Source organism: Vibrio sp. R78045 (genome assembly GCF_042466085.1).
Classification (GTDB): domain Bacteria; phylum Pseudomonadota; class Gammaproteobacteria; order Enterobacterales; family Vibrionaceae; genus Vibrio; species Vibrio cyclitrophicus.
Map to the genome: position 1 here is coordinate 1,221,720 of NZ_JAXHBS010000008.1, position 16,880 is coordinate 1,238,599.

The following is a 16,880-nucleotide window of genomic DNA, read 5'->3' on the forward strand; positions in this document are numbered from 1 at the left end:
TTAGCATCGAATAGGTATGATTAAAGCTCATATTGTATTACTTTATATGGAGTTTGAAAATTTAATCAAAGTTTAAACAGATAAACTCTTTATTGAGGGTGACAAAGAATATGACTACCAAACCAGTATTGTTGACTGAAGCAGAAATTGAGCAACTTCACCTTGAAGTAGGCCGTTCTAGCTTAATGGGCAAAACCATTGCAGCGAATGCGAAAGACTTAGAAGCGTTCATGCGTTTACCTATTGATGTTCCAGGTCACGGTGAAGCAGGGGGTTACGAGCATAACCGCCATAAGCAAAATTACACGTACATGAACTTAGCTGGTCGCATGTTCTTGATCACTAAAGAGCAAAAATACGCAGACTTCGTTACAGAATTATTGGAAGTGTACGCAGACAAATATCTAACGTTTGATTACCACGTACAGAAAAACACTAACCCGACAGGTCGTTTGTTCCACCAAATCCTGAATGAACACTGCTGGTTAATGTTTTCAAGCTTAGCTTACTCTTGTGTTGCTTCAACATTGACACAGGAACAACGTGACAACATTGAGTCTCGCATTTTTGAACCAATGCTAGAAATGTTCACAGTGAAGTACGCACACGACTTCGACCGCATTCACAATCACGGCATTTGGGCTGTAGCGGCTGTGGGTATCTGTGGTCTTGCTTTAGGCAAGCGTGAGTACCTTGAAATGTCGGTTTACGGCATCGACCGTAACGATACGGGCGGCTTCTTAGCGCAAATTTCTCAACTGTTTGCACCTTCTGGTTACTACATGGAAGGTCCTTACTACCACCGTTACGCAATTCGCCCAACGTGTGTGTTCGCTGAAGTTATTCATCGTCACATGCCCGAAGTTGATATCTACAACTACAAAGGCGGCGTGATTGGTAACACAGTACAAGCAATGCTTTCTACTGCTTACCCGAACGGTGAATTCCCAGCATTAAACGACGCGTCTCGCACAATGGGCATTACTGATATGGGTGTTCAGGTTGCCGTAAGTGTTTACAGCAAGCATTACTCTTCTGAAAGTGGCGTTGACCAAAACATTCTTGGTATGGCGAAGATTCAAGACGCAGTATGGATGCACCCATGTGGTCTTGAGCTATCTAAAGCCTACGAAGAGGCTTCAGCTAAACAAGAAATCGGCATGCCTTTCTGGCCAAGTGTTGAATTGAGCGAGGGTCCTGAAGGCCACAATGGTGCACAAGGCTTTATCCGTATGCAGGATAATAAAGGTGACGTTTCTCAACTTGTTATGAACTACGGTCAACACGGCATGGGTCACGGCAACTTCGATACGCTGGGTATTTCTTTCTTTAACCGCGGTCAAGAAGTGTTGCGTGAATACGGTTTCTGTCGTTGGGTTAACGTTGAGCCAAAATTTGGCGGTCGCTACCTAGATGAAAATAAATCTTACGCTCGTCAAACGATTGCACATAATGCAGTAACGATTGATGAGAAATGTCAGAACAACTTTGACGTTGAGCGTGCTGACGCAGTACACGGTTTGCCTCACTTCTTCAAAGTGGCAGATGAGCAAATTAACGGTATGAGCGCATTTGCTAACGACCATTACGAAGGTTTTGACATGCAACGCAGTGTGTTCATGCTAAACCTTGAAGAGCTTGAGTCTCCGCTATTGTTAGACTTGTACCGCTTAGGTTCGACAAAAGGCGGCGAAGGCGACCACCAGTTTGATTACTCTCATCAATATCAAGGTCAAATTATTCGCACTAACTTCGAATACCAAGCAAACAAAGAGCTAAACACACTAGGAAGTGACTTCGGTTACCAACACCTATGGAATGTAGCGAGTGGTGAAGTGAATGGTACTGCGTTAGTTAGCTGGTTACAGAACGACACGTACTATACTTGGTTGGGTACAAGTTCGAACGAGAACGGAGAAATCATCTTCACTCGCACTGGTGCTAACGATCCAAGCTTTAATTTACGTTCAGAGCCTGCATTCATTCTACGTAGCAAAGGCGAAACAACATTGTTTGCTTCTGTGCTAGAAACGCACGGTTACTTTAACGAAGAATTCGAGCAATCAGTAAACGCTCGTGGTGTTGTGAAAAACATCAATGTTGTTGCTCACACGAATGTAGGTTCAGTAGTAGAAATTACGACAGAGAAATCAAACGTGACAGTGATGATCAGTAACCAACTTGGCGCAACTGACAGCACTGAACACAAAGTAGAACTGAACGGCAAAGTATACAGCTGGACAGGCTTCTACTCAGTAGAAACGACTTTAGAGCAGGGGAAATAATAATGAGCTATCAACCACTTTTACTTAACTTTGAAGAAGCAGCAGAGCTTCGTAAAGAACTTGGCAAGGATAGCCTATTAGGTAACGCACTAACTCGTGACATTAAACAAACTGACGCTTACATGGCTGAAGTTGGCATCGAAGTTCCAGGTCACGGCGAAGGTGGCGGTTATGAACATAACCGTCATAAGCAAAACTACATCCATATGGATCTAGCGGGTCGTTTGTTCCTTATCACTGAGGAAACTAAGTACCGTGATTACATCGTTGATATGCTAACAGCGTACGCGACGGTATACCCAACATTGGAAAGCAACGTAAGCCGTGACTCTAACCCTCCGGGTAAGCTGTTCCACCAAACGTTGAACGAGAACATGTGGATGCTTTACGCTTCTTGTGCGTACAGCTGTATTTACCACACAATCTCTGAAGAGCAGAAGCGTCTGATCGAAGACGATCTTCTTAAGCAAATGATCGAAATGTTCGTTGTTACTTACGCACACGACTTCGATATCGTACACAACCACGGCCTATGGGCAGTGGCAGCGGTAGGTATCTGTGGTTACGCGATCAACGATCAAGAATCTGTAGATAAAGCACTTTATGGCCTAAAACTGGACAAAGTAAGCGGCGGTTTCTTAGCGCAACTTGACCAACTGTTTTCGCCAGACGGCTACTACATGGAAGGTCCTTACTACCACCGTTTCTCTCTACGTCCAATCTACCTGTTCGCAGAAGCGATTGAACGTCGTCAGCCTGAAGTCGGTATCTATGAATTCAACGATTCAGTGATCAAGACAACATCTTACTCTGTATTCAAAACCGCATTCCCAGACGGTACATTGCCAGCTCTGAACGATTCATCGAAGACGATCTCTATCAACGATGAAGGCGTTATCATGGCAACGTCTGTGTGTTACCACCGTTACGAGCAGTCTGAAACTCTGCTTGGTATGGCTAACCACCAACAAAACGTTTGGGTTCATGCTTCAGGTAAAACATTGTCTGACGCTGTTGAAGCAGCTGATGAAATCAAACCATTCAACTGGGGTAGCCTGTTCGTTACCGACGGCCCTGAAGGTGAGAAAGGCGGCGTTAGCATTCTTCGTCACCGTGATGAGAAAGACGACGACACAATGGCGTTGATCTGGTTTGGTCAACACGGCAGCGATCACCAGTACCACTCTGCGCTAGACCACGGTCACTACGATGGACTGCACCTAAGTGTATTCAACCGTGGCCACGAAGTGCTGCACGATTACGGCTTCGGTCGCTGGGTAAACGTTGAGCCTAAGTTTGGTGGTCGTTACATTCCAGAGAACAAGTCTTACTGTAAGCAGACGGTTGCTCACAACACAGTAACGGTTGATCAGAAAACGCAGAATAACTTCAACACAGCATTGGCTGAGTCTAAGTTTGGTCAGAAGCACTTCTTCGTAGCAGACGACCAGTCTTTGCAAGGCATGAGCGGCACAATTTCTGAGTACTATACAGGCGTAGACATGCAACGCAGCGTGATTCTTGCTGAACTTCCTGAGTTCGAGAAGCCGTTAGTGATTGATGTTTACCGCATCGAAGCTGACGCTGAGCACCAGTACGATCTTCCCGTTCACCACTCTGGCCAGATCATCCGTACTGATTTCGATTACAACATGGAAAAAACGCTTAAGCCATTAGGTGAAGACAACGGTTACCAACACCTATGGAACGTGGCTTCAGGCAAAGTGAACGAAGAGGGTTCTCTAGTAAGCTGGCTACATGACAGCAGCTACTACAGCCTAGTAACCAGCGCTAATGCGGGCAGCGAAGTGATTTTTGCTCGCACTGGTGCTAACGATCCAGACTTCAATCTTAAGAGTGAACCTGCGTTTATCTTACGTCAGTCTGGTCAAAACCACGTGTTTGCTTCTGTACTAGAAACGCATGGTTACTTTAACGAATCTATCGAAGCCTCTGTAGGCGCTCGTGGTCTAGTTAAATCAGTGTCTGTTGTGGGCCATAACAGTGTCGGGACTGTTGTTTGCATTCAGACTACTTCTGGCAACACTTACCACTACGGTATCTCAAACCAAGCTGAAGACACGCAGCAAGCAACTCACACTGTTGAGTTCGCGGGTGAGACATACTCGTGGGAAGGATCATTTGCTCAACTGTAAATGATTAACATACATGCCGTTTAACCATGGCATGTATTGATGTGGTGCTTTGCGGGAACGAAGCATCACATTGAATTCAGTCGTGATTGTAAAATCGTTCGTTGATACCAACAACGACTGAATACATCGGGAATAAGTCAAACCGAGTAACTCACTGCGAGTTGCTCGGTTTTTTTATGCGTGTAGGAAAGGAAAAATGTGGGAAAAGAAAGAGAATGCGTTAAATAATAGAAAACAGTCACTATGGTGTCGATGTGTAAGCTACAGTAAGTGTTAGGAATAAAATAACTAAGGATAAATCATGAAGTTAATGGAAGGGTTGGCGTTAATACTTACAGCTTCTTGTTCTACTTATACGCTAGCAAATGACTCGCAAAATCACGCGAATACAGATCAATTCGTGCGTTACCATTATCAAGACAAAATCAGCTACGGAAAGTTGACGAAAGGTACTATTTTTCCAATCAATGGCGACATCTTTAGCGAGTACTCCGTTGAGAAAACCTCGATTCCACTTGAATCGGTTGATCTACTGCTTCCGACTGAACCAGAAAAAGTATTTGCCGTTGGCATGAATTACGTGAGTCACGCCGCTTCTCATCCTGATTTACCACCGCCATTATTTCTGAAGCTTCCATCTTCTTTGATTTTATCGGGTGAAACTATTCATGCCCCTTTTGATGCTCAGAACGTGCATTTTGAAGGTGAGCTCGTCGTAGTGATAGGAAAAGAGATCAGTAAAGCGAGTCAAGAAGAAGCTGAGGACGCGATTTTCGGTGTCACGGTGGGTAATGACATAACGGAGAGAAGTTGGCAGAACAGTGATTTACAATGGTTACGAGCTAAGGCATCGGATGGATTTGGACCGATTGGTCATACTATTGTGAAAGGGGTTGATTATAACGATGTCGAACTTACAACACGTGTTAACGGCGATATCGTCCAGCAAGAAAATACATCTTTCATGATTCACAGCCCGCGAAAAGTTGTCAGTTACTTAAGCCATTACTTTACTCTAAAACCAGGTGACCTTGTATTTATGGGCACACCGGGGAGAACGCATGCATTGGTCGATAAAGATCAAGTATCGGTCACGATCAAAGGGGTAGGGACTGTCACTAATGAAATACGTTTCTAATTTTGAAACCTGCTTATCGTTTGTCCATGAACAAAAAAGCCTACTCTGCAAGTAGGCTTTGATAGACATCTATGATGTATTGATTAAATAAAGGCTTTTCTTGCTTTGGCTGCTAACCATTCTGAGAAGACGACTGTCACTAAAATCGCAAAGAAAATCACCGTTACTTGAGGCCATGCTAGCATCGCCATCGACTCCTGCAGTTTCAATCCAATACCGCCAGCTCCTACTAAACCTAAGACTGTAGACTCGCGGATATTGATATCCCAGCGAAACAAGCTTGTGCCGATGAAACTTGGCATTACTTGCGGAAGAATGCCGTAGTTCAATACTTGCAGGGGAGATGCACCCGTCGATTGAATCGCTGACATCTGCGTGACGTTCACTTCTTCAATCGCTTCATACATCAATTTAGCCACGAAACCAATTGAGCGCAGAGCAATCGCGATAATACCGGCCAGTAATCCAGGACCTATGATTGCCACCAACAAGAGCGCCCAAATTAGCGAGTTGATCGAACGACTTGCCGCAATGATGAACAGTGCGATAGGCCTGATAAACGTAGTGCTTGGCGTTGTGTTGCGTGCGGCTAAGAATGCAACTGGAAATGCCAGTACGATCCCTAACAGTGTGCCAAGTGTTGCGATATTAATTGTGTCCCACAAAGGGCTCCAAAGAGACTCTAAGTAACTCCACCTTGGTGGCCACATACGTGAAGATATATCAGCAAGTTGGTTCGGTGAATCAGTTACAAAGTACCAAATCGTATCTTTGTTCATGATTTGCCATGCAAAAACAGTTAAAGCAACAAAGCAAAGCCAGCCTATCCAGAGCATCAGGCTCTGTTTATTGTCGTAACGCTTCCATTGGGTACGATTGATGACGCTTGTCGGTGTGTTATTTAGCGTGCTCATTGAGTCGTTCCTTACTGCACATACTTACGGATGATAGTTGATAGGTATTCACACAACATCACAATCACGATAATAATCAATAGAATAGCAGCGGCTGCGCTGTACTCATAGCGGTCCATTGCTGTGTTTAACGTAGCGCCAATACCACCTGCGCCAACAATGCCGATTACAGCAGATTCACGAAAATTGATGTCGAGTCGGTACATCGAAAGCCCAATGAAACGAGGCATCACTTGTGCTTGAATTGCGTAATTAACTTGTTGTAGCCAACTCGCCCCTGTTGCACGCATTGCCGTCAGTGGTGCTGGGTCAATGGCTTCAATCTCATCGGCGAACAGTTTTGCGAGAAAGCCGATAGTGGCAAATGTGAGAGTGACAAAACCAGCAAACGTACCGAAGCCAAACAGAGCCACACACAAAATCGCGACAATGATCTCTTGTAAGCTACGGGCGATAGAAATAAACGCGCGGCAGAACAGGTAAACCGGAGTCGGAGCAAGGTTTTTCGCTGCACCTAATCCAAATGGAATAGAAAGAATAACACCAGCCACGGTCGATGTGAGCGTCATGGTTAAGCTTTCAATTAAACCTTGCGAGATGTTATTCCACCGTCCACCGAAATCTGGGTTCATGAAAGCCAAAATGAACTGCCAGCCGCGCTCGCTACCTTCGTAAATTCGAGTCCAGTTTACGTGTACCGATTGAGTCGCAAGGTATAAATACACCGCGACGATGATGACTAAGCTCCAACGTAACCAAGGGTTGGAAATCAGTGGCGGCTTGGTCCATTGTTTTGGATATGACTGAATCATACTGTTGCCTCAGACAAATGAGGGTGAGTGATGCTCAGGTCATCTTCCTCTTCTTCTACCTGTTGGCTCCAATCCTCTTCACCGTAGATCTGTGTGAGTACGTCTTCGGTGAGCAGGTTTGGTTGGTTATCAAATACCACACAGCCTGCATTTAGGCCGACAACTCGGTCAACAAACTGTTTTGCTAACTGAACGTCGTGAATATTGATGATGGCTGGAAGTCGTTGCTCTGAACAAATCTCGCTGATCAATCGCATGATCTGACGAGCAGTACGTGGATCGAGTGCGGCTGTTGGTTCATCAATCAGTAATAGCTTTGGTTTTTGAGCAAGCGCACGCGCAATACCGACACGCTGACGCTGACCACCTGATAAGGCATCGGCTCTTTTATTGGCGTGCTCTAATAATCCAACTCGGTCGAGTAGGGCATAAGCGGCTTGGATATCCGATTCAGGGAAACGACGAGTAAAGCTTTGCCAGAAATTCACGTATCCCAAACGTCCTGAAAGTACGTTTTCCATCACCGTTAAGCGCTCAATCAATGCGTATTCTTGGAAAATCATCCCAATTTCACGTCGAGATTGTCTTAGCTGGCGCTTAGACAGCGTCTCTAAGTTGGTATTGGAAAAGATAACTTCGCCGCTGGTGGGCTCTGTTAGTCGGTTAATACAACGGATAAGTGTTGATTTCCCTGCTCCTGATGGACCAATTAATCCAACAACTTCGCCAGCATTCACTGACAAGCTGACGTTAGTAAGGGCTTTGTCAGAACTGGAATAGTGCTTGGTAAGCCCTTTAAGGGTAAGAGTAGACATAAAATTCCTATAAGACGGTGTACTAAGAGTTCGCCAGAGGCAGGCGTGGAGAGCAAACCGGAAAGAGTGTTGAATAACTGCAGGCGTGTTTGCCTGCAGTTAGTATTTCTGTGTTATTGGCTTTTTAGTTCGCTTGAACTTAGCTACACGTGTAAGACACTTTGTTCGCTGTATCGATAGTTCGGATCACTTCCCAGTGCTCTTGATAAGTGATTGGAACAAATTTTGCCTCGCCGTTACGTTCGAATTCTTCTTGCAGTTTGGTGCCTTCCCAATCAAACGTGAAGAATGCTTGTTGAATCTTTTCTTGTAGTTCAGGTGTTAGGTTATGTGCAGTACCGTAAGCGGTAGTCGGGAAGGTTTGTGACTTGTAAATACTTTTGATTTGGTCTTCTTTTACTACTTCACGTGAAAGCATGCGGTTCAATACCGAGTTAGCAACGGCCGCCGCATCGTAATCCTTATGTGCTACACCTAAGATAGAGTTGTCGTGCGCGCCAGAGAACGCAGGTTTAAAATCACGATCCGGTTGAAGTTGGTATTCAGCATCTAAAATTGCAGAAGGAGCTTTGAATCCAGAGTTAGAAGTTTGCGCTGTGAAAGCAAGATTTTTACCTTTCAGATCTTCTACTTTTTCAATACCAGAACCAGGATGAGTGATGATTTCCATTTCGTAACCGAAAGAACCATCTTCAGCCGCCATCATGGTAAAAGGAGCGAAACCAGCACAGTTGACCGCTAGTGGAGTAGAGCCAGTGTTGAAGCCTGCAATATGTAGACGCCCAGAACGCATGGCTTCAATTTGAGCTGCGTTATTTTGTACAGGAAAGAAACGAACCGTTTTTTCGGTTGTTTTTTCTAGGTGGCTCAAAAACTCGCTCCACACATCAGCGTATACTGCTGGATCTTCAACTGGCGTGTAAGCAAAAATCAGCGTGTTTGGGTCGACCCATTGTGATTCATCTTGGGGAACGTCAGCAACTAAGTTACCAGAACGATCTTCGTATCGTGAATCCATTGCTAATGCAGAACCAGAAAAAATCAGCGCAGTAGTAATAGCGCTTTTAAGCGTGAGATTAGTTTTTGTCGGTTTCATTGTTTCAGTCCAATTGAGTTATCTGTTGGGAAGGGAGTATAGGAATCGACGATGACAGAACCGCTGCTTTTTGATGACGGATTTATGAATGGTGTAACATGATGTTTCTCGTTAAATGAAATTAGATGCTTTTAACTATCTGATTTAGCGGGTAAATTAATGGGCTATTCTTTGTTTGATTTTACTCAATTGGCTGTAGGTTGAAATACTGTTATAGTAATCCTTAAATAATACATAAACATAACATATAAAATAAGTGAACTTATGGTTAGCACTTTTAATTCAATTTCGGGCTCGAAGCGTAGCCTGCACGTGCAAGTAGCGCGTGAAATCGCTCGTGGAATCTTGTCTGGCGATCTGCCGCAAGGTTCTATTATTCCTGGTGAAATGGCGTTATGTGAACAGTTTGGTATTAGCCGAACGGCACTACGTGAAGCAGTTAAACTATTAACTTCTAAAGGTTTGTTAGAGTCCCGCCCGAAAATCGGTACTCGTGTAGTCGACCGCGCATATTGGAACTTTCTTGATCCTCAGCTGATTGAATGGATGGATGGTCTAACCGACATAGATCAATTCTGTTCTCAGTTTTTAGGCCTTCGCCGTGCGATTGAACCTGAAGCGTGCGCACTGGCGGCTAAATTTGCAACGGCTGAACAACGCATTGAACTTTCAGAAATCTTCCAAAAAATGGTAGAAGTGGATGAGGCTGAAGTATTTGATCAAGAGCGTTGGACAGATATTGATACTCGTTTTCATAGCTTGATCTTTAATGCGACAGGTAATGACTTCTACCTGCCATTCGGCAATATCTTGACTACGATGTTCGTGAACTTCATCGTGCACTCTTCTGAAGAAGGAAGCACGTGTATCAATGAACACCGTAGAATCTATGAAGCAATCATGGCTGGTGATAGTGATAAGGCACGAGTTGTGTCTGCTGCACACTTGCAAGATGCCAACCACCGTCTGGCGACGGCGTAATAGAAATAATCTAGAGCGTAGGTAGATGAGTCACCTCATATAGAGATGAACAGCATTACGCTCGGATAAACGACTTAAAAGGGTATGCCAAGTGCATACCTTTTTTGTTGTCTACCGTTTACGAAAATTGGCTGCTTTCATGTATGAAAAAAGCCAGAGACTGTTGTCTCTGGCTTTGAGTTGTTTCAATATTCTAGCTTAAACAAGCGGCTAATCATGATGTTCGTAAGTTTGCTTTTGTTTCTGCTTTTTCTTCATTTTTAACGTTGAATAAACCGAGAATACAGCTAACACGATAAACGCGAGAGCAATAGGACGCTCATAAAGGAAAGACCAACTGCCATCGTACATCAGCAGTGATTTTCTAAGGTTTGTTTCTGCCATTGGCCCTAAGATGATCGCAAGCAGAATCGGTGAAGAAGGGATATCCAGTTTAGTTAAGATAAAGCCAAGTAGACCGAAACCGATTGCAATACCCACATCAAACATCGAGTTGTTAATTGCGTAAGCGCCGACAATTGAAAGGAAGACAATGATTGGAATCATGATGATCTTCGGTACTTCAATGATTCGACAGAAGAAGCGAATACCCAGTAAACCAATCACTAACATCACAAGGTTAGCGACCAACATTGAGCTGAACACGCCATAAACCACTTCGGGGTTTTGGGCGAATAGCAGTGGGCCTGGTGTGAGTCCTTGTACTATAAGTGCACCAAGAAGAACCGCTGCCACGGCATCTCCAGGAACACCTAGTGTTAATAACGGAACTAGCGAGCCACCCGTTACGCCGTTGTTTCCAGATTCAGCGGCTGCAAGGCCACGAACCGAGCCTTTACCAAACTCTTCTGGGTTCTTAGACGAACGTTTTGCTTCGTTGTAACAAACAAATGCAGATATATCAGCACCAGCACCCGGTACCGAGCCGATAGTTGTTCCCATCAAACCACTTTTTATGGCCGTTGGTAGCATTTCTTTGAGATCACTTTTACTTAATAGTTTGTGGTCAAATTTCGGTGCAACGACTTTCTTTTCAGAGAACAGCTTCTCTAGTTGGTTTAATGCCTCAGATAGAGCGAATAAACCAATTAAGACAGGGATGACATTGATTCCGCTGTAAAGATCCATGATGTCAAAAGTAAATCTTGGCACACTGCTGATTGGGTCGAGTCCAACAGTTGAAACCAATAATCCAATGGTTCCCGCAAGTAACCCTTTAAAAATGTTGTTCGAAGAAACACTCGCAATAATCGTTAAACCAAACAGAGCGAGTGCAAAATATTCTGGCGCATTAAAACGCAGTGCAAAGGTCGCTAATTTAGGCGCAATCGCGATGAGGACGATAGTACTTAACAGCCCGCCAATAAATGATGCAACAGCAGAAATACTTAATGCTCTTGCTGCTTGTCCTCTAACAGCCATAGTGTGACCGTCGAGTACACTTGCTGCAGAAGCCGGTGTTCCTGGGGTTTTAAGTAAAATTGCGGCAATTGAGCCACCGTAAATCCCACCAATGTATACACCAATTAACATCACAAGGGCTGAAGTCGGTTCCATGCCAAAGGTAAATGGAAGGAGAATTGCCACGCCCATTGTCGCTGTAAGTCCGGGTAGTGCGCCTAAAATAACGCCGCCCAGTACGCCAAAAACAAGGACAGGAAGCACTGCAAAGCTAACTGCAGTTGCGAGACCATCGATTAGATATTCAAACATATGACCTCCTAAGACCACGTTGCTTCAGGAAGCGCGATGTAGAACACCTCGCCAAATAGATAGTAAACCGCGAACACAAAGACAACGGCGACAACGTAATAGATTGGCTTCTTCACTTTGAAGTAAACGAGGTAGAACATAAATGCAATCAAACTAGCATAAAGGTAGCCAACTACACTGATGAGTAATGCGTAGCCAATAAGAAAAGCAACGCCGAAAATCGACATCTTGCTTATCATCGCTTCTTGTTGTTCAGAGGCACCTTTTAATTTGTGTTGAACGATGAGAACAATACAGATAGCAATTTGGGCAATCACAATCATCATCGGGAAGAATTTTGCATCGACACTTGCATCTTGGTACATCGGACGATCAAATTGAGTGATCAGCGCGAACGCGATTGCGCTAAGGATAATGATGATAGAAGGGAAAACGACGTTTCGGTTTAAGTAAGAGTGAGAGTTAGACATGGAGTTTACCCCTAAAAAGTAAAGCAAGGGAAAGGTACAAACTAGTAACAGAGGCACAACTGATAAAAGCTGTGCCTCTGAACAAAGGTTATTGAATTAATTGAGTCAATGATTTTGTATCTTCTGCAACAAACTCAGTGAAGGCTTTGTCATCAAGATTGTGAATCGTCATTGCACCTTTCGCCATGAAAGTTTTGAACTCTTCACTTGCCATTGCTTCATCAAATGCAGCCCCCAACTTCTCGATTACTGCATCAGGTGTATCTTTTGGAGCACCAATACCGCGCCATGTACCTGTTACTACATCAATGCCTTGCTCTTTCAAAGTAGGAACATCTGGAATGTACTGAATACGTTCTTCAGACATGACACCTAATGCTTTTAGTTGGCCTGAACGAAGTTGAGCGATAGCTTCACCAGGAGTAACCATAGTGACGTCTGTGTGATGGCCTAGTACAGCAGGAATTGCTTCTGATGCACCGTTGTAAGGGATAGCGTTTAATTTAATGCCTTGATCTTTTTCAAGAGACATTAGGTAGAAGTTTGGCGCAGCGGTTGAAGCGAATTTTACGCTGCCTGGTTTTTCTTTGGCTTCCTTAATCAGGTCGTTAATCGTGTTGTATGGGCTATCTGCTGCAACCAATACGACCGCAGGGTCTAAGTTAACTAAACGAATGAGTTTAAAGTCGTCAGCGGTATGACGCATCAAACCCATTTGAGGAAGTGAAGCGATTTCACGTGTTACTACTGTTAATGTGTAACCATCCGCACGCTGCTGAGCACCAAAGCTCATCCCAACCGCGCCTGCGCCACCAGTACGGTTCATGATTGAAATATTTTGCCCAAGAATGTCTTTCGCGCTATTTGCAAGAGTACGACCAACGGCATCGGTGCCGCCGCCCGCGCCAAATGGCACAACTAAGCGAATGTTTTTGCTTGGATAGTCAGCTGCAATTGACGTTGCAGAAACAAGTATACCGGCTGCTAGCATAATGGATTTTAATAGTTTACTCATAATAAGTACCTTCTGTTTCTAATTATTAGCGATATGTTTTTGTAGGGTTTTCTGCTTTTTCTGTTTGGTATTCGTGCATTGCTAACTGTTCAATAGCTACCGCTATCCAGCCACTGATCAGCATGTCATACCATTGTTGTACACCACTGCAGGCAACAACCACGTTTCCGTAAACAAACGAACCATAAAACAGTAAGTCTTCGTCACGTAGTGAAGATGGGTGTTGGGAGTGCAGTGTTAGATTGCTTGTCGATTCTCGCCACGCTTGTTGTGCTTTCTTACGGGCAAGGTGATCAAACTTGATTGTCCAGTTGTCAGGAGCTCCTAACGACTCTTCATATAGAATGGCGTCTTCAAAAGAGGCTTCCCAAGGCTTGAGGTGTGGATTCATAACGACAATATGCAGTTCTTTTCTATTCGTTCTTTCAAACAGCTTGTCGATAGAGGGTTTAACGATATCGATAGCGTCTTGAGTGATATCTTTCATTGATCGCATTCCACATGTCCTTACGTTTGGTAGATGAATATAGAATATTGTATGACAATAATTCTTCAATTAACGATGACTTGGAAGCGGGGAGCGATCACAAGTGAAAGTCTTCTAACAAGACTTCGATCTTGTTTTGACCATATTCTGGCGGAAATAGTGTGATTCTGGTCTTTTTTTGAGCTGGGTGTAAATGGACACAGATCCAGTTTTATTTTGGCTGATTTCCTAGATATAAATTCACCACCATATGCTCGCCGTTCTGTTAATTCATATGGGAGAAAATTTTGGCTTGATAATCGAGCGTCCTATAACACAACGAGTTATATGCGAACATGTCAGCGGCTCACCTGCAAGACGCTAACCACCGTTAAGCTAAACGCGTGTTTCAACTATTATGTGAACCACTTAAACGTCCCGATGAACCATTTATAGGTTCATCAAAACCAGTCAAAAAGGTATACCAAGTGAATGCTTTTTTGTTTTTAAGAAGTGTGTTGCACCATGTGTAGCACGGTTTTGGTTCACTCCCGATTAACTCTTTCTTAAGGCAATTTTTCTTGTATACGTTTAGCGGTAGTTCTTTCTACGATCGTAATTAAGAGAATATTGCGGCGAGATTTGTGTTTTAGACACTCGATCTCTCCTCAAATAATTATGCGCCATCCATGATTTTTCATTTTTTATCTTTTGAATCCATCATCATCTCAACAAGATATGTGGCTTCTATATTGAGTAACTTACGTAGAATTCTAATAGAATTAGCTACTCTCAATTGATATAAAACACTGGTTTATTGTGTGATAAATGAGGGTGATTCAGCTCTGATTTGGCTTTTATTATTTTTGAGAATTTTATATTTATATGTGTTTGGTTGTATTTGTTAATAAGTGTGCAAAGTCTCACTTTTTTGTAAATTATTGATTTTTATAGGGTGGGTGTTATTGGTGGGTGGTTTTTCATGTTTTCACCTCAAACCCCAGTAATTTCCTTAATGGATTAGCCATATTCCATCCTATGTCATATATATAATTAACTTAATCAATCAAAATAAGATCACCATCACTTATTTGGATTATTGTACTACAAATAAGGTTTGAGATTTCCTATAGTCCTCGTATCAAATTACAACGGACAAAGGATACACGATGGAACTCAACACGATTATTGTCGGCATTTATTTCCTATTCTTGATTGCGATAGGTTGGATGTTTAGAACATTTACAAGTACCACCAGTGATTACTTCCGCGGGGGCGGTAATATGCTATGGTGGATGGTTGGTGCAACCGCCTTTATGACCCAGTTTAGTGCATGGACATTCACCGGTGCGGCAGGTAAAGCGTATAACGATGGTTTTGCCGTAGCGGTTATCTTTATAGCCAATGCTTTTGGTTACTTCATGAACTTTGCATACTTCGCGCCTAAGTTCCGCCAACTACGTGTAGTGACGGTAATAGAAGCAATCCGTATGCGTTTTGGCGCGACTAACGAACAAGTGTTTACTTGGTCTTCAATGCCAAACAGTGTGGTTTCTGCAGGTGTATGGCTAAACGCATTAGCAATCATTGCTTCTGGTATCTTCGGCTTCGACATGACAGCGACTATCTGGATTACTGGTTTAGTAGTATTAGCTATGTCGGTAACGGGCGGTTCATGGGCAGTTATCGCATCTGATTTTATGCAGATGGTTATCATCATGGCAGTTACGGTAACTTGTGCGGTTGTAGCGGTTGTACAAGGTGGTGGTGTTGGTGAAATCGTCAGTAACTTCCCTGTAGCAGAAGGCGGTTCATTCCTTTCTGGTAACAACATTAACTACCTAAGCATCTTCAGCATCTGGGCATTTTTCATCTTCGTGAAGCAATTCTCAATCACGAACAACATGCTTAACTCTTACCGTTACCTAGCGGCTAAAGACTCAAAGAACGCTAAGAAAGCAGCGCTACTTGCATGTATTCTAATGCTTTGTGGTGTATTCATCTGGTTCATGCCTTCTTGGTACATTGCTGGTCAAGGTGTCGACCTAGCAGCAGCTTACCCAGAAGCAGGTAAGAAAGCGGGTGACTTTGCATACCTATACTTTGTACAAGAGTACATGCCAGCAGGTATGGTAGGTCTTCTAGTTGCAGCGATGTTTGCAGCGACAATGTCTTCAATGGACTCAGGTCTAAACCGTAACTCAGGTATCTTTGTTAAGAACTTCTACGAAACTATTGTTCGTAAAGGCAACGCAAGTGAGAAAGAGCTGGTAACAGTTTCTAAGATTACTTCTGCAGTCTTCGGTATTGCTATCATTCTTATCGCCCAGTTCATTAACTCGCTTAAAGGTTTGAGCCTGTTCGATACAATGATGTACGTTGGTGCTCTAATCGGCTTCCCAATGACAATCCCTGCATTCCTTGGCTTCTTCATCAAGAAGACTCCAGACTGGGCAGGTTGGGGTACGCTAGTAGTGGGTGGTCTTGTGTCTTACTACGTAGGTTTCGTTGTAAATGCTGAAATGGTGTCATCTGTATTCGGTCTTGAAGAGCTAACGAGCCGCGAATGGTCTGATGTTAAAGTTGCGATTGGTCTAATTGGTCACATCACACTAACAGGTGGCTTCTTCATCCTATCGACATTGTTCTACAAACCACTGTCTGATAAGCGTCAAGCAGACGTTGATAAGTTCTTCGGTAATCTGTCTACTCCTCTAGTTGCGGAGTCAGCGGAACAGAAAGTACTGGATAACAAGCAGCGTGAAATGCTTGGTAAACTGATTGCAGTAGCAGGTATTGGTATTATGCTAATGGCTCTGCTAACTAACCCAATGTGGGGACGTCTAGTCTTCATCTTATGTGGTGTGATTGTTGGTGGTGTTGGTGTACTACTTGTGAAAGCGGTCGATGATGGCGGCAAGCAAGCGAAAGCAGTGACTGAAAGCTAATACATAGAAAACGTTTATAATAGAATGCGACGACTCGAAAGGGCGTCGCATTTTTTGCTTTGCGAAGCGAG

The 16,880-nt window shown here is 43.6% G+C and carries 13 protein-coding genes; 5 read left to right on the forward strand and 8 right to left on the reverse strand.

Annotation, left to right across the window (positions count from 1 at the left end; genetic code table 11):
* Nucleotides 1–110: 110 nt before the first annotated feature.
* The 3 genes from SJY39_RS07830 to SJY39_RS07840 all read left to right on the forward strand — a co-directional run bounded on the left by SJY39_RS07830 (nt 111) and on the right by SJY39_RS07840 (nt 5,579).
* Nucleotides 111–2,285: a heparinase II/III family protein gene (locus SJY39_RS07830; protein WP_016768615.1), complete on the forward strand. Its 2,175-nt coding sequence runs from the start codon at nt 111–113 to the stop codon at nt 2,283–2,285.
* Between the two features lie 2 nt (nt 2,286–2,287).
* Nucleotides 2,288–4,441: a heparinase II/III family protein gene (locus SJY39_RS07835; protein WP_016791657.1), complete on the forward strand. Its 2,154-nt coding sequence runs from the start codon at nt 2,288–2,290 to the stop codon at nt 4,439–4,441.
* Nucleotides 4,442–4,742: 301 nt separating this feature from the next.
* Nucleotides 4,743–5,579 carry a fumarylacetoacetate hydrolase family protein gene (locus SJY39_RS07840; protein WP_016787924.1) on the forward strand — a complete coding sequence of 279 codons (837 nt, stop codon included), beginning with the start codon at nt 4,743–4,745 and terminating at the stop codon, nt 5,577–5,579.
* 83 nt (nt 5,580–5,662) lie between these two features.
* Here SJY39_RS07840 and phnE (SJY39_RS07845) read toward each other — a convergent pair whose 3' ends face one another.
* The 4 genes from phnE (SJY39_RS07845) to phnD all read right to left on the reverse strand — a co-directional run bounded on the left by phnE (SJY39_RS07845) (nt 5,663) and on the right by phnD (nt 9,216).
* On the reverse strand, nt 5,663–6,493 hold the full coding sequence (gene phnE, locus SJY39_RS07845) for a phosphonate ABC transporter, permease protein PhnE (protein ID WP_010438340.1): 831 nt from the start codon (nt 6,491–6,493) through the stop codon (nt 5,663–5,665).
* Between the two features lie 11 nt (nt 6,494–6,504).
* On the reverse strand, nt 6,505–7,305 hold the full coding sequence (gene phnE, locus SJY39_RS07850; RefSeq protein WP_010438342.1) for a phosphonate ABC transporter, permease protein PhnE: 801 nt from the start codon (nt 7,303–7,305) through the stop codon (nt 6,505–6,507).
* Nucleotides 7,302–8,120 (reverse strand): phosphonate ABC transporter ATP-binding protein, encoded by an 819-nt coding sequence (gene phnC, locus SJY39_RS07855; RefSeq protein WP_010438343.1) that lies wholly within the window; start codon nt 8,118–8,120, stop codon nt 7,302–7,304. The genes phnE (SJY39_RS07850) and phnC overlap by 4 nt, the downstream gene beginning before the upstream one ends.
* 139 nt (nt 8,121–8,259) lie before the next feature.
* Complete coding sequence (gene phnD / locus SJY39_RS07860; protein ID WP_016793320.1) at nt 8,260–9,216, reverse strand: phosphate/phosphite/phosphonate ABC transporter substrate-binding protein; 957 nt, start codon at nt 9,214–9,216, stop codon at nt 8,260–8,262.
* A gap of 264 nt (nt 9,217–9,480) precedes the next feature.
* On the opposite strand from phnD, the gene SJY39_RS07865 reads away from it, so the two are divergent.
* On the forward strand, nt 9,481–10,197 hold the full coding sequence (locus SJY39_RS07865) for a FadR/GntR family transcriptional regulator (protein WP_010438348.1): 717 nt from the start codon (nt 9,481–9,483) through the stop codon (nt 10,195–10,197).
* 210 nt (nt 10,198–10,407) lie between these two features.
* Here the strand turns inward: SJY39_RS07865 and SJY39_RS07870 are convergent, their stop codons facing one another.
* The 4 genes from SJY39_RS07870 to SJY39_RS07885 all read right to left on the reverse strand — a co-directional run bounded on the left by SJY39_RS07870 (nt 10,408) and on the right by SJY39_RS07885 (nt 13,891).
* Nucleotides 10,408–11,910: a tripartite tricarboxylate transporter permease gene (locus SJY39_RS07870; protein WP_010438351.1), complete on the reverse strand. Its 1,503-nt coding sequence runs from the start codon at nt 11,908–11,910 to the stop codon at nt 10,408–10,410.
* An 8-nt stretch (nt 11,911–11,918) separates the two neighbouring features.
* A complete protein-coding gene (locus SJY39_RS07875; protein ID WP_010438352.1) occupies nt 11,919–12,380 on the reverse strand; it encodes a tripartite tricarboxylate transporter TctB family protein in 462 nt (153 codons plus the stop codon).
* Between the two features lie 88 nt (nt 12,381–12,468).
* Nucleotides 12,469–13,395, reverse strand: coding sequence for a tripartite tricarboxylate transporter substrate binding protein (locus SJY39_RS07880; protein WP_010438355.1), 927 nt, complete (start codon nt 13,393–13,395; stop codon nt 12,469–12,471).
* Between the two features lie 25 nt (nt 13,396–13,420).
* Nucleotides 13,421–13,891, reverse strand: coding sequence for a hypothetical protein (locus SJY39_RS07885; protein ID WP_016785024.1), 471 nt, complete (start codon nt 13,889–13,891; stop codon nt 13,421–13,423).
* 1,139 nt (nt 13,892–15,030) lie between these two features.
* Between SJY39_RS07885 and SJY39_RS07890 the strand changes: the two genes are divergently transcribed.
* Nucleotides 15,031–16,809, forward strand: a complete 1,779-nt coding sequence (locus tag SJY39_RS07890) for a transporter (RefSeq protein ID WP_010438360.1) — start codon at nt 15,031–15,033, stop codon at nt 16,807–16,809.
* Nucleotides 16,810–16,880: the final 71 nt, after the last annotated feature.